This window comes from Streptomyces sp. NPDC051064, assembly GCF_044455985.1.
Taxonomy (GTDB): domain Bacteria; phylum Actinomycetota; class Actinomycetes; order Streptomycetales; family Streptomycetaceae; genus Streptomyces.
On record NZ_JBITFK010000008.1, the window covers coordinates 327,451 to 353,342 of the forward strand.

Annotated in this window: 25 protein-coding genes; 13 read left to right on the plus strand and 12 right to left on the minus strand. The window is 72.2% G+C overall.

Annotated elements, in window-relative coordinates:
- Positions 1-56 precede the first annotated feature (56 nt).
- Positions 57-2,237: a molybdopterin oxidoreductase family protein gene (locus ACIBCU_RS28340; protein ID WP_399234863.1), complete on the minus strand. Its 2,181-nt coding sequence runs from the start codon at positions 2,235-2,237 to the stop codon at positions 57-59.
- A gap of 205 nt (positions 2,238-2,442) precedes the next feature.
- Complete coding sequence (locus ACIBCU_RS28345) at positions 2,443-3,072, minus strand: TetR family transcriptional regulator (protein WP_399234866.1); 630 nt, start codon at positions 3,070-3,072, stop codon at positions 2,443-2,445.
- A gap of 111 nt (positions 3,073-3,183) precedes the next feature.
- Between ACIBCU_RS28345 and hmgA the strand changes: the two genes are divergently transcribed.
- The 3 genes from hmgA (at position 3,184) to ACIBCU_RS28360 (ending at position 6,617) form a co-directional block, all read left to right on the plus strand.
- Entirely contained in the window at positions 3,184-4,503 is a 1,320-nt protein-coding gene (hmgA, locus tag ACIBCU_RS28350; RefSeq protein WP_362941198.1) for a homogentisate 1,2-dioxygenase, read from the plus strand.
- Positions 4,504-4,534: 31 nt separating this feature from the next.
- Positions 4,535-5,308, plus strand: coding sequence for a GntR family transcriptional regulator (locus ACIBCU_RS28355; RefSeq protein ID WP_362941195.1), 774 nt, complete (start codon positions 4,535-4,537; stop codon positions 5,306-5,308).
- A gap of 85 nt (positions 5,309-5,393) precedes the next feature.
- Positions 5,394-6,617 (plus strand): type ISP restriction/modification enzyme, encoded by a 1,224-nt coding sequence (locus ACIBCU_RS28360; protein ID WP_399234869.1) that lies wholly within the window; start codon positions 5,394-5,396, stop codon positions 6,615-6,617.
- A gap of 235 nt (positions 6,618-6,852) precedes the next feature.
- On the opposite strand, the gene ACIBCU_RS28365 is transcribed toward ACIBCU_RS28360, so the two are convergent.
- A complete protein-coding gene (locus ACIBCU_RS28365; RefSeq protein WP_104790182.1) occupies positions 6,853-7,116 on the minus strand; it encodes a hypothetical protein in 264 nt (87 codons plus the stop codon).
- 208 nt (positions 7,117-7,324) lie between these two features.
- On the opposite strand from ACIBCU_RS28365, the gene ACIBCU_RS28370 reads away from it, so the two are divergent.
- Positions 7,325-8,509 carry a serine/threonine-protein kinase gene (locus ACIBCU_RS28370; protein ID WP_399234872.1) on the plus strand — a complete coding sequence of 395 codons (1,185 nt, stop codon included), beginning with the start codon at positions 7,325-7,327 and terminating at the stop codon, positions 8,507-8,509.
- 28 nt (positions 8,510-8,537) lie between these two features.
- On the opposite strand, the gene ACIBCU_RS28375 is transcribed toward ACIBCU_RS28370, so the two are convergent.
- Positions 8,538-9,356, minus strand: coding sequence for an SGNH/GDSL hydrolase family protein (locus ACIBCU_RS28375; RefSeq protein ID WP_399234874.1), 819 nt, complete (start codon positions 9,354-9,356; stop codon positions 8,538-8,540).
- Between the two features lie 798 nt (positions 9,357-10,154).
- Between ACIBCU_RS28375 and ACIBCU_RS28380 the strand changes: the two genes are divergently transcribed.
- The 4 genes from ACIBCU_RS28380 (at position 10,155) to ACIBCU_RS28395 (ending at position 13,936) form a co-directional block, all read left to right on the plus strand.
- The gene (locus tag ACIBCU_RS28380) at positions 10,155-10,925 is read left to right on the plus strand and encodes a glycosyltransferase family 2 protein (protein ID WP_362941249.1); all 771 of its coding nucleotides are present in this window, start codon (positions 10,155-10,157) and stop codon (positions 10,923-10,925) included.
- Positions 10,922-11,926, plus strand: a complete 1,005-nt coding sequence (locus ACIBCU_RS28385) for a glycosyltransferase family 2 protein (protein WP_399234876.1) — start codon at positions 10,922-10,924, stop codon at positions 11,924-11,926. The genes ACIBCU_RS28380 and ACIBCU_RS28385 overlap by 4 nt, the downstream gene beginning before the upstream one ends.
- A gap of 20 nt (positions 11,927-11,946) precedes the next feature.
- The gene (locus ACIBCU_RS28390) at positions 11,947-12,735 is read left to right on the plus strand and encodes a polysaccharide deacetylase family protein (protein WP_362941246.1); all 789 of its coding nucleotides are present in this window, start codon (positions 11,947-11,949) and stop codon (positions 12,733-12,735) included.
- Between the two features lie 106 nt (positions 12,736-12,841).
- The gene (locus ACIBCU_RS28395; protein WP_362931776.1) at positions 12,842-13,936 is read left to right on the plus strand and encodes a DUF5925 domain-containing protein; all 1,095 of its coding nucleotides are present in this window, start codon (positions 12,842-12,844) and stop codon (positions 13,934-13,936) included.
- A gap of 22 nt (positions 13,937-13,958) precedes the next feature.
- Here the strand turns inward: ACIBCU_RS28395 and ACIBCU_RS28400 are convergent, their stop codons facing one another.
- Positions 13,959-14,333, minus strand: a complete 375-nt coding sequence (locus ACIBCU_RS28400) for a GntR family transcriptional regulator (RefSeq protein WP_362931778.1) — start codon at positions 14,331-14,333, stop codon at positions 13,959-13,961.
- 69 nt (positions 14,334-14,402) lie between these two features.
- On the opposite strand from ACIBCU_RS28400, the gene ACIBCU_RS28405 reads away from it, so the two are divergent.
- The 3 genes from ACIBCU_RS28405 (at position 14,403) to ACIBCU_RS28415 (ending at position 16,244) form a co-directional block, all read left to right on the plus strand.
- Entirely contained in the window at positions 14,403-15,323 is a 921-nt protein-coding gene (locus ACIBCU_RS28405) for a GNAT family N-acetyltransferase (protein WP_399234878.1), read from the plus strand.
- Positions 15,304-15,798, plus strand: coding sequence for a DUF402 domain-containing protein (locus ACIBCU_RS28410; RefSeq protein ID WP_362931782.1), 495 nt, complete (start codon positions 15,304-15,306; stop codon positions 15,796-15,798). Before ACIBCU_RS28405 ends, ACIBCU_RS28410 begins: the two co-directional genes overlap by 20 nt.
- Positions 15,799-15,881: 83 nt before the next feature.
- A complete protein-coding gene (locus ACIBCU_RS28415) occupies positions 15,882-16,244 on the plus strand; it encodes a hypothetical protein (protein WP_399234881.1) in 363 nt (120 codons plus the stop codon).
- A gap of 59 nt (positions 16,245-16,303) precedes the next feature.
- Here the strand turns inward: ACIBCU_RS28415 and ACIBCU_RS28420 are convergent, their stop codons facing one another.
- Genes ACIBCU_RS28420 through ACIBCU_RS28440 form a run of 5 tightly spaced genes read right to left on the minus strand, consistent with a single transcriptional unit; the run spans position 16,304 to position 21,844 of the window.
- Positions 16,304-17,218: a hypothetical protein gene (locus tag ACIBCU_RS28420; RefSeq protein ID WP_399234883.1), complete on the minus strand. Its 915-nt coding sequence runs from the start codon at positions 17,216-17,218 to the stop codon at positions 16,304-16,306.
- Between the two features lie 51 nt (positions 17,219-17,269).
- On the minus strand, positions 17,270-18,808 hold the full coding sequence (locus tag ACIBCU_RS28425; protein WP_399234885.1) for a trifunctional class I SAM-dependent methyltransferase/NUDIX hydrolase/VOC family protein: 1,539 nt from the start codon (positions 18,806-18,808) through the stop codon (positions 17,270-17,272).
- A 34-nt stretch (positions 18,809-18,842) separates the two neighbouring features.
- Positions 18,843-20,330: a tripartite tricarboxylate transporter permease gene (locus tag ACIBCU_RS28430; protein WP_362931790.1), complete on the minus strand. Its 1,488-nt coding sequence runs from the start codon at positions 20,328-20,330 to the stop codon at positions 18,843-18,845.
- Positions 20,331-20,333: 3 nt separating this feature from the next.
- Positions 20,334-20,864: a tripartite tricarboxylate transporter TctB family protein gene (locus ACIBCU_RS28435; RefSeq protein WP_362931792.1), complete on the minus strand. Its 531-nt coding sequence runs from the start codon at positions 20,862-20,864 to the stop codon at positions 20,334-20,336.
- On the minus strand, positions 20,861-21,844 hold the full coding sequence (locus ACIBCU_RS28440) for a tripartite tricarboxylate transporter substrate binding protein (RefSeq protein WP_362931794.1): 984 nt from the start codon (positions 21,842-21,844) through the stop codon (positions 20,861-20,863). Before ACIBCU_RS28440 ends, ACIBCU_RS28435 begins: the two co-directional genes overlap by 4 nt.
- Positions 21,845-21,944: 100 nt before the next feature.
- On the opposite strand from ACIBCU_RS28440, the gene ACIBCU_RS28445 reads away from it, so the two are divergent.
- Positions 21,945-22,685 (plus strand): response regulator, encoded by a 741-nt coding sequence (locus tag ACIBCU_RS28445; RefSeq protein ID WP_362931796.1) that lies wholly within the window; start codon positions 21,945-21,947, stop codon positions 22,683-22,685.
- Between the two features lie 178 nt (positions 22,686-22,863).
- Positions 22,864-24,438 (plus strand): alkaline phosphatase D family protein, encoded by a 1,575-nt coding sequence (locus ACIBCU_RS28450; RefSeq protein WP_399234889.1) that lies wholly within the window; start codon positions 22,864-22,866, stop codon positions 24,436-24,438.
- 119 nt (positions 24,439-24,557) lie between these two features.
- Here the strand turns inward: ACIBCU_RS28450 and ACIBCU_RS28455 are convergent, their stop codons facing one another.
- Entirely contained in the window at positions 24,558-25,553 is a 996-nt protein-coding gene (locus tag ACIBCU_RS28455) for a tyrosinase family protein (protein WP_399234891.1), read from the minus strand.
- A 1-nt stretch (position 25,554) separates the two neighbouring features.
- Entirely contained in the window at positions 25,555-25,878 is a 324-nt protein-coding gene (locus ACIBCU_RS28460) for a hypothetical protein (RefSeq protein WP_362931802.1), read from the minus strand.
- Between the last annotated feature and the right edge of the window lie 14 nt (positions 25,879-25,892).

Sequence of the window (25,892 nt, forward strand, 5' to 3'; positions counted from 1 at the left end):
CCTGAAGCAGCGTTAACAAGATGTTGACGTGTGAGCAATACGAGCAAAACCCCAGGTCAACGAGTTGGTGTTACGGAGACGGGGACGGCGTTGAGCACCGCGGTGCCGGACAGCGGGTCCAGGAGGCTGCCGTCCAGGAGCTGGTTCACGTTGACGCCCGGGTCCGCCCCGGCGACCGACATGCGGGTGCCCGGCCGGCTGTGGCCCCAGCCGTGCGGGAGGCTCACGACCCCGGCCCGCACCGAGTCGGTGATCTCGGCGGGCGCCTCGACCTCGCCGCCCGCGGCCGTGATCCGGGCGGTGTCGCCGTCCGCGAGACCGATCCGGGCCGCGTCGTCGGGGTGGATCTGCAGGGTGCAGACGTTCGAGCCGCCACGCAGCGCGGCGACGTTGTGCATCCAGCTGTTGTTGGACCGCAGATGGCGGCGGCCGACGAGGACGAGGCCGGCGGGCCGCGCGCCCAGCGACGCGCGGAGCCGGGGAAGATCGGCGGCGATCGGCGCCGGGAACAGCTCGATGCGGCCGCTGCGGGTCCTCAGCACCTGCGGAACGCGCGGCTCCAGCGGGCCGAGATCGATGCCGTGGGGCCGCGCGAGCAGCTGCTCCAGCGTGAGCCCGTACGGACCGAGGCGCAGCATCAGGTCGAGGCGCCGTTCGGCCCCCGTGCTGCCGGTCAGGTCGGCCGCGAGGGACTCGGGGAGCCCCGCCTTGGCGATCGTGGTGGTGATCACCAGGTCGTCGACGGCCTCGGGCGGCGCGCCGTGGTTGCCGCCGACGGCGAGGACGAGCCGGGCGAGGATCTCGCTCTCGTCCATCCGCCCCTCCTCCAGGGGCACGACGGGGCCGCTGTAGCGGACCTGGTTGCGGACGGCCAGGGAGTTGAACGCGAAGTCGAAGTGGGCGCTCTGCGAGGGCGGCGGCGGGGGCAGCACGACGTCCGCGTGGCGCGCGGTCTCGTTGAGGTACGGATCGACGCTGATCATGAAGTCGAGGCCGTCGGCGAGCGCCCGGTCCAGGCGGTCCCCGTCGGGCGCGGAGAGCACCGGGTTGCCCGCGATGACGATCAGCGCCCGGATCCGGCCCTCCCCCGGCGTCTCGATCTCCTCGGCGAGTGCGGCCACGGGCAGTTCCCCCTTGGCCTCGGGGTGTCCGGAGACCCGGCTGCTCCAGCGGCCGAGGGAGAAGCCCTTCCCCGGCCCGGCGGCGCGCGGGGCGCGGCCGGTGGCGGAGAGCGGGAAGAGGGCGCCGCCGGGGCGGTCGAGGTTGCCGGTGAGGATGTTCAGTACGTCGACGAGCCAGCTGGCCAGGGTCCCGTGCTCGACGGTGCAGCTGCCGATGCGCCCGTAGACGGCCGCGGAGGGTGCGGCGGCCAGCTCGCGGGCGATCTCCCGGATGGTGTCCGCGTCCAGGTCACAGGCCCCGGCCACCGCCTCTGGGGTGAAGTCGGCGACGGCTTCGGTCAGTTCGTCGTAACCGTCGAGGTGCTCGGCGAGCGCTCCGGGGTCGGCGAGCTTCTCCTCGACGACGACCTGGGTGAGCGCGGCGAGCAGCAGGGCGTCGGTGCCGGGCCTGATCGCGGCGTGCCGGTCGGCGAGGCGGGCGGTGCGGGTGCGGCGCGGATCGATGACCGTGAGGGTGCCGCCGCGCTTGCGGAGCGCCTTGAGCTTGCCCGGGAAGTCGGGCGCCGTGCACAGACTGCCGTTGGACTCCAGCGGGTTGGCGCCGATCAGCAGCAGATGGGCGGTGCGGTCCAGGTCCGGTACGGGGATGGCGTTGGCGTCGCCGAAGAGCAGTCCGCTGGAGACGTGCTTGGGCATCTGGTCCAGGGTGCTGGCGGTGAAGACGTTGCGGGTGCCGAGCGTGGACAGCAGCAGCGGCGGGTAGAGCCCGCCCGCCATCGTGTGCACATTGGGGTTGCCGAGGAAGACTCCGACGGCCTGCTTGCCGTGTTCCCCGATCAGCGCCGGGATCTTCGCGGCGATCGCGTCGAAGGCCTCGCTCCAGGTCGCCTCGCGCAGAACGCCGTCCGTGCGGACGAGCGGGGTGCGCAGCCGGTCCGGGTCGCCGTCGAGCCCCCCGAAGGAGGCGCCCTTGGGGCAGATGAACCCCTTGCTGAACACGTCCTCGCGGTCACCGCGGGCACCGGTGACCTCGGCCCCCTCGATCGTGAGGGTGAGTCCGCAGGTGGCCTCGCAGAGCGGGCAGACACGCAGAGCGGTACGGGATTCTTGGGACATGGGCCCTCCCCGGGCGGCGGCAGCGGTGGCGCGCGAGCGTGATCCGGCGTCCCGCGGCGCGCTCGGCGGGCGCGGGCTCCCGGCGAATCGAGCATACCGACCGGTACGGATGCTGGCGAGGCTCTGGAGCGACCCGTTGTCCCGCCGCCCCCCGAGCCGGCCGTCCCCCCGCCCCCGGCCCGCTGGTCCCGCCGCCCCCGCTCCGCTATTCGAGGACGCCCGCGAGATAGGCCCGGAGCAGGACCCGGGTCTCCGCTATCAGGTCCGGGTCCCCCTCGGGGTCGGTGCGGAAGGCGAGTTGGAGCAGGGCGTCGGCGGCCTGCACGCAGACCAGGACGGTGCGGAGCAGGCGGGCGTCGGAGGCGGCCCCGTCACGCCCCCGGCCGAGATGCCCGGAGAGCAGCTCCGTCAGGCGCCCCGCGACGCGCCGGTTCACCTCCGCGTCGAGCGGCCCCGGGACGGGCACGGGAGGGCCGAAGTCGACGAGGGCGAAGCCGGCGACGGAGCGCTTCATCGCCAGGTACTCGTCGAGCACGGCGTCGATGGCCGCGCGCCACTCCCGCTCCGGTATCGCCTCCAGCCTGGCGACGACCCGGCCGGCGTAGACCTCCAGGTTGCGCTCGGCCAGGGCGTCGACCAGCGCCCTCTTGTTGGGGAAGAAGCGGTAGACGGAGCCGATGGGCACGCCGGCCCGGTCGGCGACCGCCCGGGTGGAGAGCTGCTCGTAGCCGGTCTCGTCGAGCAGCGCGGCGCCGGCGTCGAGGATGCGGGCGAGACGGTCGGCACTGCGCTGCTGCACGGGGACGCGTCGGAGGTTCGTATGAGCGTGGGACACGGCTCCATGATGCCTGTATGCCGTTGACGGGCCACGTTTCGATTCCTACGGTGATCCATAGGATTCTTCGTCAGGGGATCCACGGGATTCCTCATCCAACGGGAGCGCATGATGAGCGGCATCGAGCAGGCGAGGAAAACGGCGGAGAATCTCGGCCACATGTCGGGCTTCGGCAACGAGCACAGTTCGGAGGCCGTCCCGGGCGCCCTGCCCCACGGCCGCAACTCGCCCCAGCGCGCACCGCTCGGGCTGTACGCGGAACAGCTGAGCGGCTCGGCCTTCACCGAACCCCGCGCCCGTAACCGCCGTTCCTGGCTCTACCGGATCCGCCCGTCGGCCGCCCATCCCGCCTTCGTCCGCATCGACAACGGCACCCTGCGCACCGCTCCCTTCACCGAGACGGTCCCCGACCCGAACCGGCTCCGCTGGGACCCGCTCCCCGAACCCTCGCCCGGCACGGACTTCCTGACCGGCCTGTGGACACTGGGCGGCAACGGCGACGCCACGCAGCGCACCGGCATGGCCGTACACCTCTACAGCGCGGACTCCTCCATGACGGACCGGGTGTTCAGCGACTCCGACGGTGAACTCCTGATCGTCCCCGAGCGCGGCGGCCTGCTGCTCCGCACCGAACTGGGCCTGCTGCGGGCCGAGCCCGGCCATGTGGCGCTGATCCCGCGTGGTGTCCGCTTCCGTGTCGAGCTGCTGGACACGACCGCCCGCGGCTACGTCTGCGAGAACTACGGGCAGCCCTTCGTCCTGCCCGACCTGGGGCCCATCGGCGCCAACGGCCTGGCGAACGCCCGGGACTTCCTCGCGCCCGTCGCCGCGTTCGAGGACCGCGAGGGCCCGGTCGAGGTGATCAACAAGTTCTGCGGAAACCTCTGGTCGGCGACGTACACCCACTCGCCGCTCGACGTCGTCGCCTGGCACGGCAACCACACGCCGTACGTCTACGACCTGCGCCGCTTCAATGTGATGGGCACGATCAGCTACGACCACCCGGACCCGTCGATCTTCACCGTGCTGACCTCGCCGTCCGACACCCCGGGGCTGGCCGGCGTCGACTTCGTCGTCTTCGCCCCGCGCTGGCTGGTCGGCGAGGACACCTTCCGCCCGCCGTACTTCCACCGCAACGTGATGAGCGAGTACATGGGCCTGATCGAGGGCGCGTACGACGCCAAGGCGGGCGGCTTCGTGCCGGGGGGCGGCTCGCTGCACAACATGATGTCCGCGCACGGCCCGGACCGTGAGACCTTCGACCGGGCGAGCGCGGCGGAGCTGAAGCCGCAGAAGATCGACGACGGCCTGGCGTTCATGTTCGAGACCCGCTGGCCGGTCACGGCGACCGCTCAGGCCGCGGGGACGGACCGTCTCCAGCGCGGGTACGACGACGTGTGGCAGGGTCTGAGCCGCAACTTCCGGCCGTGAGACCGCACCGCAGAGAGTTCGGGTGAACCAGATGGATCAGGTGAACGAGGCGAGCCCGCCCGGCTTCGCCCCCGACTCCCTGGTGCTGAACCGGAAGCTGCCCCTCTGGTACCAGGTCTCGCAGTCGCTGCGGGCCTCCATACTGGGCCGCCCCCAGGACGCCTCGACGCGGCTGCCCACCGAGGAGCAGCTCGCACTGCACTACGGCGTCAGCGTCCTCACCATGCGCCAGGCCCTCAAGGAGCTGGAGACCGAGGGTCTGATCAGCAGGCACCGGCGGCGCGGCACCTTCATCGAGCCGCGCGCCCGGCGGGTGTCGCCGGTCCGGCTGCTGGGTTCGATCGACGCGATCGTCGCCCAGCAGTCGGGCGAGCGCACGACCGTGCTCGGCCACGGCCGGGCACCCGTTCCCGGCGATCTCGCCGAGTTCTTCCCGGACTGCCCCGAGGTGGTCAGCTACCGGCGGCTCCGCTGCGACGACGCGACGGACGAGCCCACCAACTGGGCGGAGAACGCGGTGCGCCCGGAGATCGCCGACCGGCTCGACGTGGCCGATCTGGAGCGGTGGCCGATGACGAAGGTGCTGCGTGACTCCCTCGGCGTACGCATCGCCCGGATCACGGACACCGTCGAGGCGCGCCTCGCCGACCCCGTCACGGCCGAGCTGCTCGGGGTCCCGCTGCTCAGCCCGATCCTGCACTACACGGGCGTGACGTACGACGAGGACGGCACGGTGGTGGACGTGGCGCGCATCCGCTACCGGGGCGACCGCTTCTCCTTCTCCGTGACCGTCGAGGCGCACTGACGGCGGGCCCGCGACGGGCGGTCGTCATGAGGGAGGCCGTTACGATGCCGGGGGCGGCGGACGTGGCGAGGGGGAGGACGACACGGTGGCAGCACGGGTGGCGGCCGGAGCCGGCGGGAGCGACGCGCTCCCGCTGCTGGACGACCTCATGCCCTGGTCGGTGCGGTCCCTGAGACCGGGACGCCCCTGGGTGACGGCCCCCGACGCCTCCTCGCTCCGGGCCCGCTGGGACCTGCTGGCACGGGCGGAGGGCGCCGAACAGGAGCGGCTGTTCCGCCCCAGCCGCTCCCGTACGCCGCTGACCCCGGCCGCGGCGCTGCCGGGCAGGTCCACCGGCACGAGTGCGTTCGCCCGGGACCCCGGACCGTATCCCGAACCGGTACGGATCGCGCACGGACCCTTCGACGAACAGTGGCTGATTCCCGACCACCGGCTGCTCGACGCGGCCCGCCCCGAGCTGTGGCGGGTCGCCGACGGGCACCAGCTCTTCGCCGTCGAGCACGGATACGTGCCCCAGGACGGCGGCCCCGCCCTCTCCGCGACCACGCTGCTGCCCGACGGGCACTCCCCCGCCGGGCGGCCCGGCCGGATACGGCCGCTCTACCGGCGGCCGGGCGGCCTGGAGCCCAATCTCGCACCGGGCCTGACCGCCGAGCTGACCGCACGCTACGGGGTGCCGGTCACCGCCGGATCCGTCCTCGCCTGGGCCCTTGCAGCCGCCCGCCCCTCCCCCGCCGGGCCGCTCGTCCCGCTGCCCGCCGACGGCGCGCTGTGGGAGCGGGGCGTGGAGCTCGGCCAGGAGCTGCTGCGGCTCCAGCTGCGCGGGGCACGCGGCGGTGAACGCCCGCGGCTGCCGGGCGGCCGGCGCCCGTACGTGCGGGCCGCGATCCCGCCCCGGCCCGACGGGCTGCACTACGACGCCGAGGAGGAGACGCTCGTCGTCGGCGAGGGGCGCGTCTCACCCGTTCCCGCCGGTGCCTGGGAGTTCCGGGTCAGCGGGGTACGGATGCTGGAGCTGTGGTTCGAACGCCGCACGGCGGCGGGTGAGGGGCTCGCAGCGGTGGGGCCGCGCGGCTGGCCGCAGGAGCGGACCTCGGAGCTGCTGGAGCTGATCACCGTCCTGGCGCTGCTCGCCGGGCTGCGGCCCCGGCAACAGGCGCTGCGGGAGCGGCTGGAGGAGGCGGAGCTCCTCACCAGGGACGGGCTGCACACGGCCGGGGTGCTTCCCGTCCCGGCACCGGCCCGGCTCCCCGCGTCCGTGCTGGATCACCAGGAGGAGGGCCCGGAGGGGCAGTTCGCGCTGTTGTGAGAGAGCGGGAAGTGGTCACCGCTGTCGGCGGGTCGCGAACGCTGCTGCTCCGGCGCCACGCTGCCGGGCCGGGCGCCGGCGCCGATGGGGTGCCGTACCGGCGCTGATGGAGCACACCGACGCAACGCTGCCGGCCCTGGGGATGACGGACGGGCGGAGAGCAGCACTGCGCCGGGACGGAGTGATCGTGGACGCGGCCCTGAGCGGAGGGCCGCACCGGTCGTGGAGCCGTCGGTCAGCGGCGGCTGCCGAAGAGCGAGCGCCGCAGCCGCCGCAGCGGGGCGAAGAGCGAGACACGCGCGCTCCTGCTCCTGCGGGTGTGCGCGGCGTCGCGCGAGGTGAGCTCGAGCATCAGCAGCGTCGCCTCCGCCGACTCCCGCTGCGGAACGGCGGGGCCGCCCAGCACTGCGAGATGGCGGTCGAGGCGCGAACTGGTCGCACCGCTCCCACATGTAATGGCAGGCACACGCGGCCTGCTGCGCACCGTTATCTGTTCCATGTCACTCCCCACCCGTACGAGGGCACCCGGCCCGGGCAGGTTAACCCTATCGTCCCGCGGTGACACTCGTGTATCCCGGCCGCAGGATTGCACACCCGTACACGGGGGTTGACGGCCCGTTACCGGATCCTGTCGGTTCCGGGACGGGTTGCGTTAGCTTGGAGGGGATTCGTCCGTACTGCGCACAGCTGCTGATGGAGGGTCACCGATGAGCGAAGTCCCGGGCACCGGACGCGTGATCGCGGATCGTTACCGTCTCCTGGACCCGCTGGGCGAGGGCGGGGCGGGCATCGTGTGGCGCGCCCGCGACGAGTTGCTGGGGCGCGAGGTGGCCGTGAAGGAGGTGCGGGCCCCGGCGGAGCTGTCCGCCGACGGCATCGAGCTCCTGCATGCCCGCCTGGAGCGGGAGGCCCGGGAGGCGGCCCGTGTCACGCATCGCAACGCCGTCGCCGTGCACGACGTCGTCACCCAGGACTCCCGGCCCTGGATCGTGATGGAGCTGGTCCGGGGGCTCGCCCTCTCCGACGTACTGGAGGCCGACGGCCCGCTGTCCCCCCGGCGGGCCGCCCGGGTCGGCGCGGAGGTGCTCGCGGCGCTGCGCGGCGCCCATGAGGCCGGCGTGCTGCACCGTGACGTGAAGCCGGGCAACGTGCTGCTGGCCAACGACGGGCGGGTGATGCTGAAGGACTTCGGCATCACCCCGGCCGACGGCTCGTCCGGCCTCACCGGTGAGCCCATCGGCTCCCCGGAATACCTCGCGCCCGAGCGCACGCAGGGGCGCACGCCGGGGCCCGAATCCGACCTCTGGTCGCTGGGAGTGCTTCTGTACGCCGCCACCGAGGGGCGGTCACCGTTCGGCCGGGACGCCCCCCGGGACACCTTGCGCGCGGTCGGCGAGGAGGAGCCGCCGCCGCTCCGGCGGGCGGGCGCGCTCGCACCTGTCATCGAGGGGCTGCTGCGCAAGGATCCGGCCGAGCGGCTCACGGCCGGGGACGCGGAGCGCCGGCTGCGGATCCTGGCCGCGGGCGGCACCGGATCGCCGGGCGGCGGAGCGGCCGGCCCGCCGCTCACGCCGCCGACGGGTGAAACGGCCGTGGCGGCCGGGGAATCGGGGTCCGCCACGGGCACCCCGGAGCCCGTCGGCCTGACGAGGCGGACGGGCGTTCTGGTGGCCGTGGGGGCTGTTGTGGCGCTGCTCGTCGCCGGAGGCCTCGTCTGGGCGCTGGCGGGCGACGACGACTCGGACGAGAGGGGCGGCGGGAAGACCGCGACGCGTACCTGGGCGGCTTCGGCGGAGTCCTCGGGACGCACGCCCATGAAGGCCGTGGAGCTCGTCGTGGCGAGCGGGAAGGAGACCCCGCGGGGCGGAGTCCCCTCCTCGGCGGCCGGCTGAGCCGGCGCGCTGCGCTGCGGAGGTGCGGTCAGGCCTTCGAGTTGAGGACGGGCAGGTAGCCGCCCGACTGCCCGGCGGCCGTGGGGTGGTAGGACTCACCGATGTTGAGCCAGTTCACGCTGTGCAGCCAGGCGCTGCCCGAGCAGATCTCGTGCCCGGTGAAGGTCGAGGTGACGTCGCCGAAGGTGAACCCGTGGTCCGCCGCGCGCTTGGCGGTCGCGGCGTTGAGGTAGTCGGCGGCGCCGTTGATGGCGGAGCGTTCCTTCTCGCTCAGGCCGGCGATGCAGCTGCCGCCGAGCTGGTAGAAGCGGGGGTAGCCGAGGACGACCACGTGGGCGGCGGGCGCTTTGGCGCTGATCGCCGCGTACACGGAGTCCAGTTTGCCGGGGAGGGTCGAGTCGACGTAGGCGCGGGCGGTGGCGATCCTGCTCAGGCAGGTGGCCTCGGACTGCAGGACGCAGGTGGTCATGACGTCGGCGAAGCCGGCGTCGTTGCCGCCGATGGAGATCGAGACGAGGTCGGTCGCGGAGGTCAGCGGGCCGAGCTGACCGGCTGTCACGTCGCCCGTCCTGGCCCCTGAGCACGCGGTGAAGGCGAACGAGGCGGGGTTGTTGGCCGCCTTCCAGAGGACGGGGTACGCGCGGGTGCTGCGCTTGCAGTCGCCGCTCGCGCTGTCGTAGGCGCCGGCTCCGACACCTGACGAGTACGAGTCACCCAGGGCTACGTAGTCGATGGCCTCGACGGACCGGGCGGATTCCTGGGCCTGGGCGACGCTCGCACCGGTCAGAGCGAGAACGGTGCCGAGCAGGAGAGAGGACGAGAACGCCACGAGTCTGGACATTTTCATGGAACCTCCTTGGGCAGGATCTCTGCCTACTCCGTGGTAGCAGTACCGCCCCGAATTCCGGAAGTGTCCATGCCAAGAAGCTTCGACAAGGTCTCCTTGACGCCCCCCTGGCGGTACGTCACATTGAAATCCGGCATCCGGCGCGCTGGGGGGCAAAGTCGCCAATGCGGATCATCAGCCATGAGACGGGGACAGTCGGGGCAGTCGGGGCGCCCGTTCCGACGGGTGGCGGGGCAGCGGTGGCCGGGGCGGGCGCCCCGCACGCACTCGTCGGCATCAATTCACCACTGCGCGCCTCCTGCGCACCCTTTCACCTCTTCGCGACCCCGGCCGCGCACTTCACTCCCGGCCGCCGGGAAATAGGAAGCGTCAACTCCGCAGCGGAATGTGACCGTTCCGTCGAAGTCTGAAAAGAGCGAGACGTCCTTGCATCTCTTGCCATACAGTTCCAATCGTTAATACCGTCGTAGATCAACCCGTAACGGTCCATCACACAGGCGGCTCCAGGGGAGGGCTCAGGAAGCCGCGATGGATACCGGAGCGGGGCACGGTAGGGGGGTGCCGTGCCAGCGGCCGTACTCGAACGAGTCGGTCGCCGCGCGGCCAGTTGTGCCACCTCATCACGCCAGCTCGGAGCGCCATACCGTCATGGCCGGGGTGAGAACCCCCCTTTCGAACCGGACCTTTATCCGGACAGCCCGGGGGTGGGCCGTCCACCGGACGAGAGGGAAAAGAATCATGAGTTCAGTTCTGCCTTCCTCGATCAGACCTGCCGTCGAAGAGACCGAAGCCGCTCGAATGAAGAGCGAATACCGTCCGATCTCTTCGCATCTCGCGATAGCGCCGCCGGTGAGTGTCGTGATCCCCGCCATGAATGAGGCGGAGAATCTTCCCCATGTGTTCAAGACGCTGCCCGCCTGGATTCATGAAGTCGTGCTCGTGGACGGGAATTCGACCGACGACACCGTCCGGGTCGCCCGTGAACTCCGGCCCGACGTCGTCGTCGTCAAGCAGGTCGGCAAGGGCAAGGGCGACGCCCTGATCAGCGGCTTCGCCGCCTGCACCGGCGAGATCATCGTGATGGTCGACGCGGACGGCTCGGCGGACGGGGAGGAGATCGTCAGCTACGTCTCCGCCCTGGTCGGCGGCGCCGACTTCGCCAAGGGCTCCCGCTTCGCCAACGGCGGCGGCACGGACGACATGACGCCCGTCCGCAAGCTCGGCAACCGGGCGCTGTGCACGATGGTCAACCGCAAGTTCGGGGCTCGCTACACCGACCTCTGCTACGGCTACAACGCCTTCTGGAAGCACTGCCTGGACAGGATCACCCTGGACTGCACCGGCTTCGAGATAGAGACCCTGATGAACATCCGGGTGGTCAAGGCCGGCCTCAGGGTCCAGGAGGTGCCCAGCCACGAGTACAACCGCATCCACGGCGTCAGCAACCTCAGCGCCGTACGGGACGGGCTCCGGGTGCTCAGGGTGATCCTCAGGGAGAAGGGCGTGCGCCGCGGCGGGCGCCGGACGGCGGCCGTGCCCGCCGTGATCGGCCGGGGACAGGTGCTGTGAGCCCGCGCGACTTCTCCGTCGTCGTCTGCGTCTACACCGAGGAGCGCTGGGAGGACATCCTCGAGGCCGTCGCATCCGTCCGCGCGCAGTCACTGCCCGCGCGGGAGATCCTCCTGGTGGTGGACCACAACCCGGCGCTGCTGCGCCGTCTTGCCGGGGAGTACGGGGAACGCCCGGAGGTGCGGGTGCTCGCGAACGCGGGCCCGCGCGGTCTCTCGGCGGGCCGGAACACGGGCATCGCCGCGGCCCGTGGTGCGATCCTCGCCTTCCTCGACGACGACGCGGTGGCCGAGCCGGACTGGCTGCGCCACTTCGACAAGGGCTACGACGATCCGGAGGTGATGGCCGTCGGCGGCCGGACCCTGCCCTCGTGGGCCTCGGGCCGCAGGCCGCTCTGGTTCCCCGAGGAGTTCGACTGGGTCGTCGGGTGCACCTACCTGGGTCTGCCGCGCGGCACGGTCCGGGTCCGCAACGTCCTCGGTGGCAACGCGTCGTTCCGTCGTACGGCCTTCGACGCGGCGGGCGGTTTCGCCACCGGCATCGGCCGGGACGGGGACAAGCGGCCGCTGGGCGGGGAGGAGACCGAGCTGTGCATCCGGCTGAGCCGCGCGCTCCCCCACGCCGTCCTGCTCATCGACGACCGCGCCGTGATCCGCCACAAGGTCCCCCGGGTGAGGGAGCGCTTCGGCTACTTCCGTACCCGTACGTACGCCGAGGGGCTCTCCAAGGCGCTCGTCGCCAGGAGCGTCGGTGCGGACAGGGGGCTGGAGTCCGAACGCCGCTACACCACCCGGGTGCTCCCGGCCGGGGTGCTGCGGGGCGTACGGGACTTCCTGCTCGGCCGCCCCGGCGGAGCGGGCCGCGCCGGCGCGGTCGTCGCGGGAGTGCTGACGGCGGCGGCCGGCTACGCGGTGGGGAGCGTGCGCGTCCGGCGCGACGGCGCGTCCTTCGACGTACCGGCGATCGCAAGGGCAGGCGCACCCGTGGAGGAGGTGCGGTGAGCGGGGCCGTGCCGATCCTGATGTACCACGCCGTCGGCGACCGCCCGGCCGACGGCGTGTACGGCCTCTCTGTGTCGCCCGGCGCCTTCCGTACGCAGATGGAGATCCTGGCCCGGCGCGACTTCACCCCGCTCACGACAGCCGCGCTGGGCGAGCACTGGCGCACGGGGCGGCCCCTGCCGCCCAGGCCGGTGCTGATCACGTTCGACGACGGTTACGAAGGGGTGCACCGGCACGCCCTGCCGGTGCTCGCCGAGCACGGCTTCGCGGCCACCGTCTTCGTCACCACCGGCTGGCTGCGGGGGGCGTACGACGAGGGCGGCGCCCTGGACACCATGCTCGACTGGGACCAGGTGCGCGAACTCGCCGATACGGGTGTGGAGATCGGCGGCCACAGCCACACCCATCCGCAGCTGGACCAGCTCGGCGAGACGGCCCTGCGGGCGGAGACCGTGCGGTGCCGGGAGATCGTCGCCACCGAACTGGGCGCTCCTCCGGCCTCCTTCGCCTATCCCTACGGCTACTCCACCCGCCGGGTGCGGCGGTCGGTGCGCGCGGCGGGCTTCGCACAGGCCCTCGCCGTGGGCAACGCCCTGGCGCGCCGCCGCCAGGGGCCGTACGCCCTGGAGCGGGTGACGGTCCGCCGCGGTACGGGTGCCGCCGGGTTCGCCCGGCTGGTCGAGGGCCGGGCCGTCGCACGGGCGTTCGTTCTGGACCGGGCGCTCACCAAGGGGTTCGCCGTGGTGCGCGGCGCGCGCCGGGCGGGCCGCGGGTTCCGGGCCTCCGGGCCGGCCGGCGCACCGGGCTGAGCCCCCGCTCCCCTGGGGTCTTCCGCCCCGGTCCGGGCGGAAGACCCCAGGGGCAGCTCCTGAAACCTGGGTGCGCGGGGCGCCGCCGTACCGGATCATGGGCGCCATGTCTGCCAACCCCGAGTCCGCCCTGCCGATCCGGCTCAACGTCGACGACAGCGATTCGCCGTCCGACGTCGTGGACGCGCTGTTCCTGGGCCGCTTCGCGACGGGCGAGCAGCCGTACTCCCACAGTTCCTCCCTCGACCGCGTCAAGTCGGGAGCGACTCTGCTGCCCGCGGCGGCCAAGGTCCTGAGGTCCGCCCGTGACGACGACCGCAGCGCGACCCTCGCCGAGGGCGACGGATGGACGCTGCTGATCTCGCGGTGGAACCGGGGTGCCGACGTCACGGTCACCGCCACCACCGCCGAGCTGGCCCAGAAGGTCCTGGCCGAGGCGACCGACGGTGCCCAGGACGAGCCGGAGCCGCAGCCCGAGAACGTGACCATGGGCTTCTGGTACGTCTCCCCGCGCCGCGGCCCGCACCGCACCACCCGGCAGATCGCCGCCGGCACCTGGGAGGACGTGCGGTCCAACTACACGGCTCCGGTGGCCGATGCGATGGACCGGCTGATGAAGGTCACCCCTGACGACATCGCCGGCCGGCTGCTCCTGCTGCACGGCCCTCCCGGCACCGGCAAGACCTCGGCGCTGCGCACCCTCGCCCGGTCCTGGCGCGACTGGTGCCAGGTCGACTGCGTGCTGGATCCGGAGCGGCTCTTCAACGACGTCGGCTATCTGATGGACATCGCCATCGGCGAGGACGACGGTTCGGCGAAGGGGCGCTGGCGGCTGCTGCTCCTGGAGGACTGCGACGAGCTGATCCGCGGTGAGGCGAAGCACACGGCGGGTCAGGCACTGTCCCGGCTGCTCAACCTGACGGACGGCCTGCTGGGTCAGGGCCGCAATGTGCTGGTGGGGGTGACCACCAACGAGGACCTGGAGCGACTGCACCCCGCGGTGGTCAGACCGGGCCGCTGCCTCGCCCGTATCGAGGTGGGTTCGCTGACCCGTGCGGAGTCGGTCTCCTGGCTGGGTACGGAGGAGGGGCTCGGCCGCGAGGGCGCGACCCTGGCCGAGCTGTACGCCCTGCGGCGGGGCAACGGTCCCGCGTCCGTGCCGAAGCAGGACGCGGGTGCCGACGCGGGGCTGTACCTCTGAGCTGTGTCTCCGACCGGCCGCGCTACCGCGTGTAGGCCGCCCGTACCGCGTCCTCGGCCAGGGCCAGCGCGTCGGCCCTGGAGAGACCGAGGCGCCGGGCCTGCTCGGCGTACTCCTGCGCCGCCGTCGCCGCGTGGCGGGCCGCCGCGTCCCCCGCGGCGGCGATGAACGTCCCGTTGCGCCCCCGCGTCTCGATCACCCCGTCGCCCTCCAGCGCCCGGTAGGCCTTCGCCACGGTGTTGGCGGCGAGCCCCAGCTCCCCGGCGAGGCCGCGCACGGTCGGGAGGCGGTAGCCGACCGGCAGGGCGCCGGAGCGGGCCTGTTCGGACAGCTGGGCGCGCAGCTGTTCGTACGGGGCGGTGGCGGAGTCCGGGTCAACGGCGATCTTCAGGGTCACACCCCGATTCTCTCCCACCGCCGGAAAATCGGAGGCGACCGGGCGGGTCACCCGCGTACCGTCCGGCGCATGACGGTGATGGTGCGTGACTTCCGGCCCTCCGACGCGGAGGCCTGGGTACAGGTGCGGCGCGCCGCGCTGCCCTGCATGGTGACGACTCCGGAGCAGGTCCTGAGCGACCTGGCCGAGGCCCACCCCGGCCGCCACTACCGGCTGCTGGTCGCCGAGGAGGACGGCGAGGTGACCGGGACCGCGCAGGTCGGCATCTCCCACGAGAGCCCGGAGCCGGGCCAGGGGTTCTGCAATCCGTACGTGCATCCGGACAGGACGGGCCGGGGCGCGGGGTCGCTCCTGGCGCGGGCCGGCGAGGAGCATCTGAAGGACGTGGGCGCGGCCGCCGTCTACACCTGGGTGCTGGACGAACCGGACAACCGGGCGTTCGCCGGGAAGCGCGGCTATGCGGCGCGCAGGCCGGCGCACTTCCTCCGTCTCGGTCTGGCGGAGGGCGCCCTGCCCCCGCTCCCGGAGCTCCCCGCCGGGGCCGAACTGCTCACGGCCGCCGACTTCGAGGACGATCCCCGCCCGATGTTCGAGGCCGACGCGGAGACGACCGCGGACGAGCCGAGCGACGTCAAGGTGGAGTTCTCCGACTACGAGGACTGGCTGGCCACGACCTGGCGGCGGCCCGGCCTCGACCACGCGCTCACCACCGTCGTGACGGTGGACGGGCAGATCGCGGCGTTCAGCGCGGCGATGACCGACGGTCTCACCCGCTACTCGTCGGCCATGACCGGCACCCTGCGCGCCTTCCGGGGGAGAGGGCTGGCGAAGCTCGCCAAGAGCGACTCGCTGCACCGGGCGCGCGCCGCCGGATACACGGACGCCTACACCGGGAACGACGCCGGCAACGGTCCGATGCTGGCGGTCAACCGCTGGTTCGGCTACGAGATCTGCGCCACGGAGGTGCGCCATGTCCGCCGTCTCCCCTGAGAACGCCCTGTCCGTCAAGCTGGTGAAGGCGGGCAGCACCAAGATCCGCTATCCGGCGGCCCTCGTCCGCGACGACGGCACCCGCATCACCGTCCGGGCCCCCTGGGCGGCGCCGCACGCCCGTGATTTCGGATTCGTACGGTTCGAGCCGGGCGATGTCCTCACCGAGCACTACTGGCGTGACCGGTGGTACGCGGTGAAGGAGGTCCGCACCGGGGGCGGGCAGTTGAAGGGCTGGTACTGCGACGTCACCCGGCCCGCCGTGCTGCGGGGCACCGAACTCCTGGTCGAGGACCTGGACCTGGATCTGTGGGTGTCGGCGGACGGTTCGTCCGTACTGCGTCTGGACGAGGACGAGTTCGAGGAGAGCGGCCTGGCCGCCCGCGACCCGTCGGCGGCGCAGGCGGCCGTCCGGGCCCTCGACGAGCTGGAACACCTCGCCCGCACCGAGGGGCTGGCGGGGCTCGTCACCTGAGCAGGGTGCGGGCCCTCCCGATGGCGGGCGGCCCCGTGCCCAGGCATCTGCGCTCGTCGTCACCAACGAATCCGGGGGAATCCGTGGAACGACCGGACGACCGCACGGCATCCGCCGTGCGCTTCGCGGCCGAACTCGTCGCCTGGGTGGCCACACCCTGGGCGCTGGCCGCACACTCCTGGGTGCCCGCCGTCCTTGCGGTGGTCGTCCTGATCGGCCTTCCCACGGTCTTCTCGACCCCTGGCGACAAGGCCCAGGTGATCGTCCCGGTGCCGGGCTCGGTCACGATCCTGCTGGTGCTGCTGCAGCTCGCCGCTGCCGTGATCTCCGCGTGGGCGGCCTGGCCCGCCTGGGCGGCCGTCCTCGTGTCCCTCCTGGCCGCCGCCACGCTCGTCACCGAACGGCGGCGCTGGCGGTGGCTGCTCTCGGTGGATCACACGGGGTGACACACCCTGGCCGTCGCCTGCCCCGGTGCCACCCGCCAGGGCAGCACCGGCGGACGGTCTCAGCCTGACGGGAGCTCAGCCGCCACGCGGCCGGGCTCAGGGGGCAGGAAGCGTCGCAGCACCGGGGCGACGAGGTCGGCCAGCGTGCCCGCGTCCATGTCCGTGGCCGTCTCCTCCGGCGTCTCCGCACTATCCGCCCACCGCAGCAGCCCCAGCACGAGGTGCGGATCGTCCTCCCCGTCGCTGCCGGCGGCGGCCGCGACCGGGTCCAGGCCGCGCAGCAGCGCCCGCGCGAGAACGCCCTCGCCCCACCCGGCCTCCATCGGTTCCGGCAGCCTGCCCAGCCAGGCCAGCAGGGCGAGCGCGCGCCGGTGTCCGTCCGGCTCGGCTTCGGCCAGGAGACCGCTCAGCTCATCCACGCGCGCTGCGTCGAGATCGGCGCATTCGCGCCCCGACACCTCCCTCAGCCGCCTCCGCAGCGCGCCCGGCACGTGGCGCGCCTCCAGGAGACCCGCCCCGTGCGGCCCTCCGCCCGCCTGCCGGAACTGCGGTCGCCCCTCGCGCAGTTCCAGCGCGTACGCGAGCCGGGTGGAGAGGAGAGCCAGCCGCCGGGCGGTCCCCTGCCGGGCCAGCAGGAGCAGGAGTCCGGCCGGGTCGGCGAGGTCGAGGTTGCCGCAGAACCGGCCGCCCTCCCACAGCAGGGCGTCGTTCCCGTGCAGGCTCGCCCGTCCGAGCAACTGCCCCTCGCCGCCGCGCAGAGCGAGAGTCGTACTGCCGAGGCAGCGGCAGCGGTCGTCCCCGACGGTGCCCCGCGTCGACAGGGCCCTCAGCTCCGCGAGAGCTTCCGCCGAGTCGATCCGCGCGAGCACCGTCCGTTCGTCCAGCGGTTCCGGGCCCTCTCCCCCGGCCAGCACCTCGACGAGCCGGGTGCCCGCCCACACCTCGTCCCACCACTTCTCCACCGGATGCCCCACGGCGCCCAGTCTGCCCTCTCCGTAAGGGCCGTGCGGTCGCCGGACGGAAGCTCACCGGGTCAGCCCTCCGGTCCCGACGCCCAACTCGGCCGTCGCCGGAACCGTTCGGCTCCAGGGCGCGACCAGCTCCACCTCGTGACCCGCCGTGTTCGTCAGGCGGGCCGCGTAGGGCCCGCTCTCGTCGGCGTACGGAGGAAGGCCGGTCGACAGCGGCCGCCAGCCGTGCCCTGGGGCGTCCCCCAGCAGGGCGTCGAGCGTGGCACGGTCGCGGACGTGGAACGCCAGGCCGCTGACGCCCGGGCGCCGGCTGTCGTGCCGGCCGTCGGTCGGGCCCGGTGTGTGTTCGACCACCACATAGCTGTCGCCGCGCCGCCAGCTCCGGCCTTGCGCCCAGCGCTGGTACGGGACATGGCCGAGGCGTCCGAGCAGCCAGCCCCACTCCGCGTCGGCCTCGGCCGGGTCGGGCGCCCACAGCTCGACGTGGTGCAGCCGGCCGGTCGGAGCCGCCGCGACCGGCAGCGGGACGGCGCGCCGGGTGCCCCGCGGTGCGTACGCGACGGTGTCGTCGTCCTCGTGCCAGTGGATCAGGAAGCGCTGCTCGGCGCGGTACCCGTCGAGGCCCGCACGGCAGTACGCCACCATGTCGTCGGGCAGCGCGTCCAGGGGGAACCAGTCCAGCTCGGAGCACTTGTCCGGCTCCGCGTTCCGGGGCGGGCGCGCGGGGTCGTGATCCGCCTCGAAGAACCAGCCCATCCTGGGGTTGCCGCCCGGCCCCCTGTGCTGCATGACCAGGGCCACCCGGAGCTCGTCCGGATCCAGCTCGACGCCGATCTCCTCCGCCGCCTCCCGGATCATCGCCGCCCGGACGTCCTCGCCGTCCTCCGCGTGGCCGGAAGGGGCGTGGAGCAGCCCGTCGGCATAGCCCGTGCCTGCCCGCCGGGCGAGCAGCACGTCGGAGCCCCTGCGCAGGATGAGGTGCACGTCGACGACCTCGGTGTGCCGGTGCGGCGGCTCGGCACGGGCCACCAGGGCGTACCTGTCGTCGTCGACCTCCTTGCCCCAGAGCCGGGAGTCCCCGGACAGCGGCTCGTGGTGGACGCGCTCCGTGTGCTCGGCGAGGAGTGCGGTGAGGTCGGCCGCGGGGATCCCGGTGCCGTTCCACACTCCCTCGACGAGCACCAGCCGGCCACCGGGCCGCAGCAGCGAGAACCAGTGCCGCAGGACGGCCGCCGGGTCGGGCAGCAGCCACACGATGTGCCGGGCGAGGATCACGTCGAACCGCTGCTTGCCGACCGGGGGGTGCGCCGCGTCGCCGACGAACACCTCGGTGCCCGTCCCGGCCAGCTTGGCCCGCGCCTGCTCCACCATCCGGGCCGAGCGGTCGACGGCGGTGACGCGGTGCCCCTGGCCGGCGGCGAGCAGGGCCAGGCTGCCCGTACCGCATCCGAGGTCGAGGACCGCGGAGCGCGCGGTGGGCAGCCAGGTCTCCATCCGTCGCGCCCAGGCGCTGCGGACCACCGGGTCGCGGAGGCCGTGGTCGGGCTCCTCGTCGAAGGAGTCGGCGGCGGCGTCCCAGTCGATCGTGGTCATGTCCGCAATCCTCTCAGCCGCCACCGACAATCCCTCAGCCCCGGTTCCGCCCCAGCGCCTTCCTCACCAGCGGCCAGGCCAGGATCAGCGCGACGATGACGTAGACCGTCACGGAGAACGGGGTGTTGACCAGTCCGGTCACGCTGCCGTCGCTGATCTGGAGGGCTCGCCGCAGCTGTTGTTCGGCGGACGGGCCGAGGATGACCGCGATGATCGCGGGCAGCACCGGCAGACCGTACCGCCGCATCCCGAAGCCGATCAGCCCGATGACCAGCAGGATCACCAGGTCGACGGCCTCCCCGCCCACCGCGTACGCCCCGACTGCGGCGAAGAACAGGATGCCCGCGTAGAGGTAGGGGCGCGGGATCCGCAGCAGCTTCGCCCAGAGCGGCGCGAGGGGCAGGTTCAGGGCGAGCAGCAGCACCATGCCGACGAAGAGGGAGGCGATCAGGCCCCAGACCAGCTCGGGTTCACGTTCGAACAGGAGCGGGCCGGGCTGGATGCCGTACTGCTGGAAGGCGGCCAGCATGACGGCGGCGACGGCCGTGGTGGGCAGGCCGAGCGTGAGCATGGAGACCAGCGTTCCCGCGGCGGAGGCGGAGGCCGCCGACTCCGGCCCGGCGACGCCCTCGATCGCGCCCTTGCCGAACTCGTCGCGGTGCTTGGAGAGCCGCTTCTCGGTGACGTACGAGAGGAAGGTGGGGATCTCCGCGCCGCCCGCCGGGATCGCGCCGAACGGGAAGCCGATGAGCGGCCCGCGCAGCCACGACTTCCAGGTGCGCCGGACATCGTCCCTGCCCAGCCAGGGACGGCCGACGGGGATCGGCTTCCCGCTGGTGCGGCGCAGGTGGGCGGCGACCCAGAGGGCCTCCCCGATGGCGAAGAGTCCGACGGCCACGATCACCACGTCGATGCCGTCGGCGAGTTGGAGCGAGCCGAAGGTGAGACGCTGCTGGCCCGTCATCTGGTCCAGGCCGACGAGGCCGATGGTGAGGCCGATGAGGAGCGACGCGAGGCCGCGGATCCGGGAGGAGCCGAGGACGGAGGTGACGGCGATGAAGGCCAGCACCATGATGGCGAAGTAGTCGGGGGCGCCGATGTCGACGGCGAGCGAGGCGACGGTCGGGGCGAGGACGACCAGCAGGATCGTGCCGATCATGCCGCCGGCGAAGTGACCGACGGCGGCGGCGGCGAGCGCCTGTGCGCCTCGCCCGGCCTTCGCCATCGGGTTGCCCTCGATCGCCGCGACGACGGCCGCGCTCTCCCCCGGGGTGTTGAGGAGGATCGAGGTGGTGGAGCCGCCGAACATCGCGCCGTAGTAGATCCCGGCGAACATGATGAAGGCACCGGTCGGTTCGAGTCCGTACGTCACCGGCAGCAGCAGTGCCACGGCCATGGCGGGGCCGATGCCGGGGAGCACACCGATGGCCGTGCCGAGGAGGACGCCGAGCGCGGCCCAGAGCAGGTTGACCGGCGTGAGCGCCGTGCCGAAGCCGTCGATGAGGGAGTTGAGGGAATCCATCGGTCAGAGCACCCCCATCAGCGGGCCGCCCGGGAGGGGCACCCCGAGCAGGTTGTCGAAGACGAAGTAGGTCACCAGGGACAGTCCTGCCGCGATGAGCGGATCGCGGTCGAAGTGGCGGCTGCCCAGCGCGTAGGCCGACCCCCAGAAGAGGAGGGCGCCGGAGATGGGGAAGCCGAGCGGACCTATGAGGACGGCGAAGGCGAGGAAGACGCCGGTGAGCAGGGCGACGGTGCGCCAGTCGGCCGGTTCGTCGAGGTCGACGTCCTCGCCGGCCTCCGCCTCGCCGCGTCCGCCGCGCAGGACGTCGACGGCCAGCAGCACGGCGACGGCCAGCAGCCCGATGCCGACCACGACAGGGACGGTCCTGGGGCCGACGGGCCCGCGCTGGGTGATGTCCACGCTCATGGTCAGGGCGTCGGTCAGGACGAGGGCGCCCAGCACGAGCAGGAGCACGCACACACCGAGTTCGGAGTGCTCGCGCAGCCAGGCGCGTGCGGTGGTGGGCCGGGAGGGTGTGGTCTCGTCCGTCACAGTCCCAGCTCCTTGAGGACGGTGGCGACACGCCGGTTTTGGGCGTCCAGGAAGTCGCCGAAGTCGTCGCCGGTGAGGAAGGCGTCGTCCCAGCCGTTCTTCTTCATGGAGTCCCGCCACTGCTTCGAGTCGTGCAGTTCGCTGACCAGCCCGATCAGCTTGTCGCGTTCGGCGTCGGAGAGTCCGGGCGGGGCGACGATGCCGCGCCAGTTGGTGAAGTCGGTGTCCAGACCGGCCTCTCGGAGGGTGGGGGCGTCGAGGCCGGGGACCCGCTTCGGGCCGGTGACGGCGAGCAGCCGCAGCTCACCGGCCTCGATCTGGTCGAGGTACTCGCCGACGCCGGAGACACCGAAGCCGACCTTGTCGCCGAGGATCGAGGCGAGCAGTTCACCGCCGCCGTCGAACGGGATGTAGTTGACCTGCTTGGGTGCGATCCCGGCGGCCTTCGCCATCAGCATCGGTGCCAGGTGGTCCGGCCCGCCGGGCGAGGAGCCGCCGCCGACCGGGATCTTCCCCGGGTCCTTCTTCCAGGCGGAGAGGAGCTGGCCGATCGTCCTGTACGGGGAGTCCTTGGCGACGACGACGATGTCCTGCTCCTCGGTGAGCCGGGCGATCGGGGTGGTGTCGGACAGGGTCGTGGACGATTTGTTGGTGTGCACGGCGCCCACGACACCGAGGCCCATGGACATGGCGAGCTTGCCGTTGCCGTGCTCGGCGGCCAGCCGGGTCACCCCGACGGTGCCGCCCGCCCCGGGCAGGTTGAAGACCTCGATGCCGTGGGTGAGGCCCGCGTCCTCGGCGTTCTTCGCCGCGGTGCGCGCCGTGATGTCGTAACCGCCGCCGGGTGTGTTGGGAACCATGAAGCGCAGTCCGGGGATCTGCGTGCCGGTGTCGGAGCCACTGCCGGTGGACAGCAGAGGTGGCCCGACGAGCACCAGCAGCGCTGCCCCGAACAGGGCGAGTGGAGTGCGCAGTCGCACCGGATGCCGCCTTTCGAGCTCTACGTGTACGGGTGTGATCGCGTGTGAGGTGGCCCACATGTTGCCTGCGCGTTAACGACCTGTCGCCTTTCCGGAATCAATGGACGTTGTGGTCGTTGTGGTCGCGCCCTACCGTGGCCGCGTGACGAAAGTGCTGGTGGTGGACGACGACTTCATGGTCGCGAAGCTGCACAGCCGGTATGTGTCCGCATTGGACGGTTTTACGGTCGTCGGCGTGGCCCACACGGGCGCCGATGCCCTGCGCGCGGCCCGCAGAACGCGTCCTGACCTGGTCCTGCTCGACATCTACCTGCCCGACATGGACGGGATACAGGTCCTGCGGGAGCTGCGGGCGGCGGAGGAACGGGACGGCGGCGCCCACAGCGCGGACGCCCTCTTCATCACCGCCGCCCGCGATGCCGGGGTGGTCAGGGCCGCCCTGCGGGCGGGCGCCCTGCACTACCTGATCAAACCGTTCCACCGCTCCGCCCTCCAGGAGCAGTTGCAGCACGTGGCCTCGCTGCGCCATCGCCTGGACGCGCTGGACGAGGCCCGCCAGGAGGCCCGCCAGGAGGATGTGGACCGCATCTTCGGCACCCGTCCCCCGGGCTCCCGCGAGCTCCCCAAGGGCCTGGCGGCCCACACCGCGGACCTCGTCGAACGCGTCCTGCGCGAGCACCCGGACGGCCTGTCGGCCTCCGAGTGCGCCGAGGCGGGCACCCTCTCCCGGGTCAGCGCGCGCCGCTACCTGGAGTACTTCGCGGAGACCGGCCGGGCCGAGGTGTCGCTGCGCTACGGCGGCACGGGCCGGCCGGAGCGCCGCTACCGCGCGGTGTCCTGAGACGGGCCGGCGCAAGGGGCGGCGTCCCCGTCCCGGCCGGTTTCCCCGAGCCGCTCGCCGCATAGCTGTCCTGTTCACGTAACGCTCGGCCCCCGGCCATACGCTGCGTGTGAGCATGACATCAATTCCCGGCAGCGTGTCCGAGGTTGGCGCAGATCAACCGAGGAGGGCGTAACCCGTGGTCGCGAATTCCGTGTCCCGCAGGCAGATGTTCGGATTCGGCGGGGCGGCAGCCGCCGCGCTGATGCTCGGGACGGGGGCGTGGGAGGCTCAGTCCGCGTTCGCCGCGCCCACCCTGAAGGGTGACCCGTTCACCCTGGGTGTCGCCTCGGGCGACCCGACGTCGGACGGCGTCGTGCTCTGGACCCGCCTGGCTCCCGAACCCTTCGCACAGGACGGCCTCGGCGGCATGCCGGCGAAGCCGGTCCGTGTCCACTACGAGGTGTCGCTCGACGAGCGGTTCCGCCGGGTCGTACGCCGGGACAGCGTCGTCGCGACTCCCGAACTGGCGCACTCCGTCCACCCCGAGGTGCACGGGCTCGCCCCCGACCGCACCTACTGGTTCCGCTTCAAGGCCGGCTCCGCGATCTCCCCCGTGGGCCGTACGCGCACCACTCCGGCCCCCTCGGACGACCCGCGCGGGCTGAAGTTCGCCTTCGCCTCCTGCCAGGCCTGGCAGGACGGCTACTTCACGGCGTACCACCACATGGCGCAGGAGGACCTGGACCTGGTGGTGCACCTCGGCGACTACCTGTACGAGCACGGCGTCAAGACGAACAAGCGCGGCGTGACGACGGATCCGAAGTTCCACACGGAGACCCTCGACCTCGCCCGCTACCGCCTCCAGTACGGCCTCTACAAGTCCGAGGCCCCGCTGCGCGAGGCGCACGCCAACTTCCCGTGGATCATGACGTTCGACGACCACGAGGTGGAGAACAACTGGGCGGACGAGACCTCCGAGAACAACGAGGACCCGAAGACCTTCCTGCAGCGCAGGACCGACGCCTTCCAGGCCCTGTACGAGCACGCGCCGCTGCGCCGGCCCCAGCTGCCCGAGGGCCCCGACGTCCAGATGTACCGCAGGCTCTCCTACGGCCGGCTCGCCGACTTCACCATGCTCGACACCCGCCAGTACCGCGACGACCAGCCGTGCGGCGACGGCTCGTCGGCCGACTGCGACGACCGCTTCGACAAGAGCCGGACCCTGCTCGGGGCCCGGCAGCGGGCCTGGGTGCTCAAGGGCTTCAGCCGCTCGCAGGCGCGCTGGCGGATCCTCGGCAACCAGGCCCCGATGGGCCAGACCGACCAGGACCCGGGCCCGGCGACGAACGTCTTCATGGATCCGTGGGACGGTTACGTCGCCGAGCGCAACCGGCTCCTCGCGGAGGCGGACACCCGCGGGGTGCGCAATCTGGTCGTGATCACGGGTGACCGCCACCAGAACTACGCCTGGGACCTCAAGCGCGACTTCGCCGACCCGGAGTCGGCGACCGTCGGCTCGGAGTTCGTGGGCACCTCGATCACCAGCGGCGGTGACGGCGCGGACATGACGGCTCAGGGCGAGACCTTCCTCGCGGCGAACCCGCACATGAAGTTCTTCAACAACCAGCGCGGCTACGTACGCGTCACGGTGGACCGCGAGCGGTGGACGAGCGACTTCCGCGTCCTGCCGTTCGTGACGAAGCCGGACGCCACGATCAGCACCCGCGCGAGCGTGGTCGTGGAGGACGGCACTCCGGGCGTCCAGGTCTGACGCCTCCCCCGTGGCCGGAGGCTCCCCGCTCCCGGGAGCCGCCGGCCGGCCTGCGGACCGGTGCCGGAGCCGGCCGTCTCGGTGTGGCGCGACGGCGGACGCGGCGGACGCCCTCGGAGCTAGGGCCCGTAGGTGTAGCGCCTGCTCACATCCAGCATGTTTCCCGGAGTGAACTGCTGGCTGCCGCCGAAGGTGAGGATGTCGTCGATCCGTTCGCCTCCGTACGGAGGGTCCGGGGCCGTCGTCGGGGCGTAGAGGCGGCCGTATTGCTCCATCCAGCTCTCCCAGATCCGGTCCACGTTGCAGTGATGCAGGTAGAACACAGGATCGTTGGGAGAACTCGACGGGCCCATGTCTCCACCGACCCACTGGTGGACCTGATTGTGCATCCAGGGCCGCCCTCTCGGAAGCCAGCCTTCGAGCCGGCCGCGGAAACCGTCGGAGTCGGCACTGAAGTCGACTACGTCGTACCGGTCTTCCGGGTCGATTCCGGGAGGCGTGTAGTTGAGGGTGGCTTTCACGTCCTCGCTGTCCGGCAGTTTCGTCCAGCCATCCGGCGGCTCCTGGGCGAACGTCCGGACCAGTCCCCGTCCGGTACCGCCCCCGGCCTGTACAGGTTTCCCGTTGATGTCGCTCTCGATGCGGACGGTGAAGCGGCCCGGATCGTCCGGAAAGTAGCCGAACGGCCCGTCGGAGACGGGGTCACCCTGCCCGCCCATGAAGGCGGCCGACCAGATCGGGGCATCGGTCGGCGAGCCGTCGTCGCCGTCGGCCGACCAGTCCCAGTACGGCAGAGCGAAATCGTCGTTCTTGAGTACCCGCCGGAGGTTCGCCTCCAGGCTGATGAGCATGAGCCGGTGCCACGGCAGGAAGACCGGCCCCCGGTGGGCGGCGTTGCGCAGCGACGGATCACCGCCCCGCGGGATGGCCAGATTCGTCGCGCCGATGTGCCAGAACACGAACAAGTCGTAGGTGTACACCGGGTTGTCCGGGCCGGGAATACCGAAGCGCTTGGTGGTGTAGGCGGTCTTCTCCTTCTTGAGCAGGCTGACCCCCGCGAGGAACTGGTTCAGCGAGCTTTGGTCGGACAGCACGTTGTTGCGGACCGGGACCATCTCAGCTGCCTCCCTCGAAGTGGTGGGGATAGGCCGACATCAGCGCCCGCACGGCGTCCAGAGCCGAAGCGAACCGGTGATACGGCAGACCGGGGCTGTACAGCGTGCCCTCGTCACCGACGTGCAGCCGGGCCGACACGGGCGTCCCGTCCACGGTGAGGTCGTAGGTCGTGGTGAGGGCGATCCTGTGTCCTCCGTGCTGCGCCGTGCGGACCGACTGCGACGGGCCGTGCGCGTGTTCTCCTCCTGGCGGACCCGACTCGGCCAGGAACCGTGCGAGTGGGTCCGGCGTGGCGAGTTCTGCGGCATCGATGTCCGGTGTCATGGCTGACTCCCTGA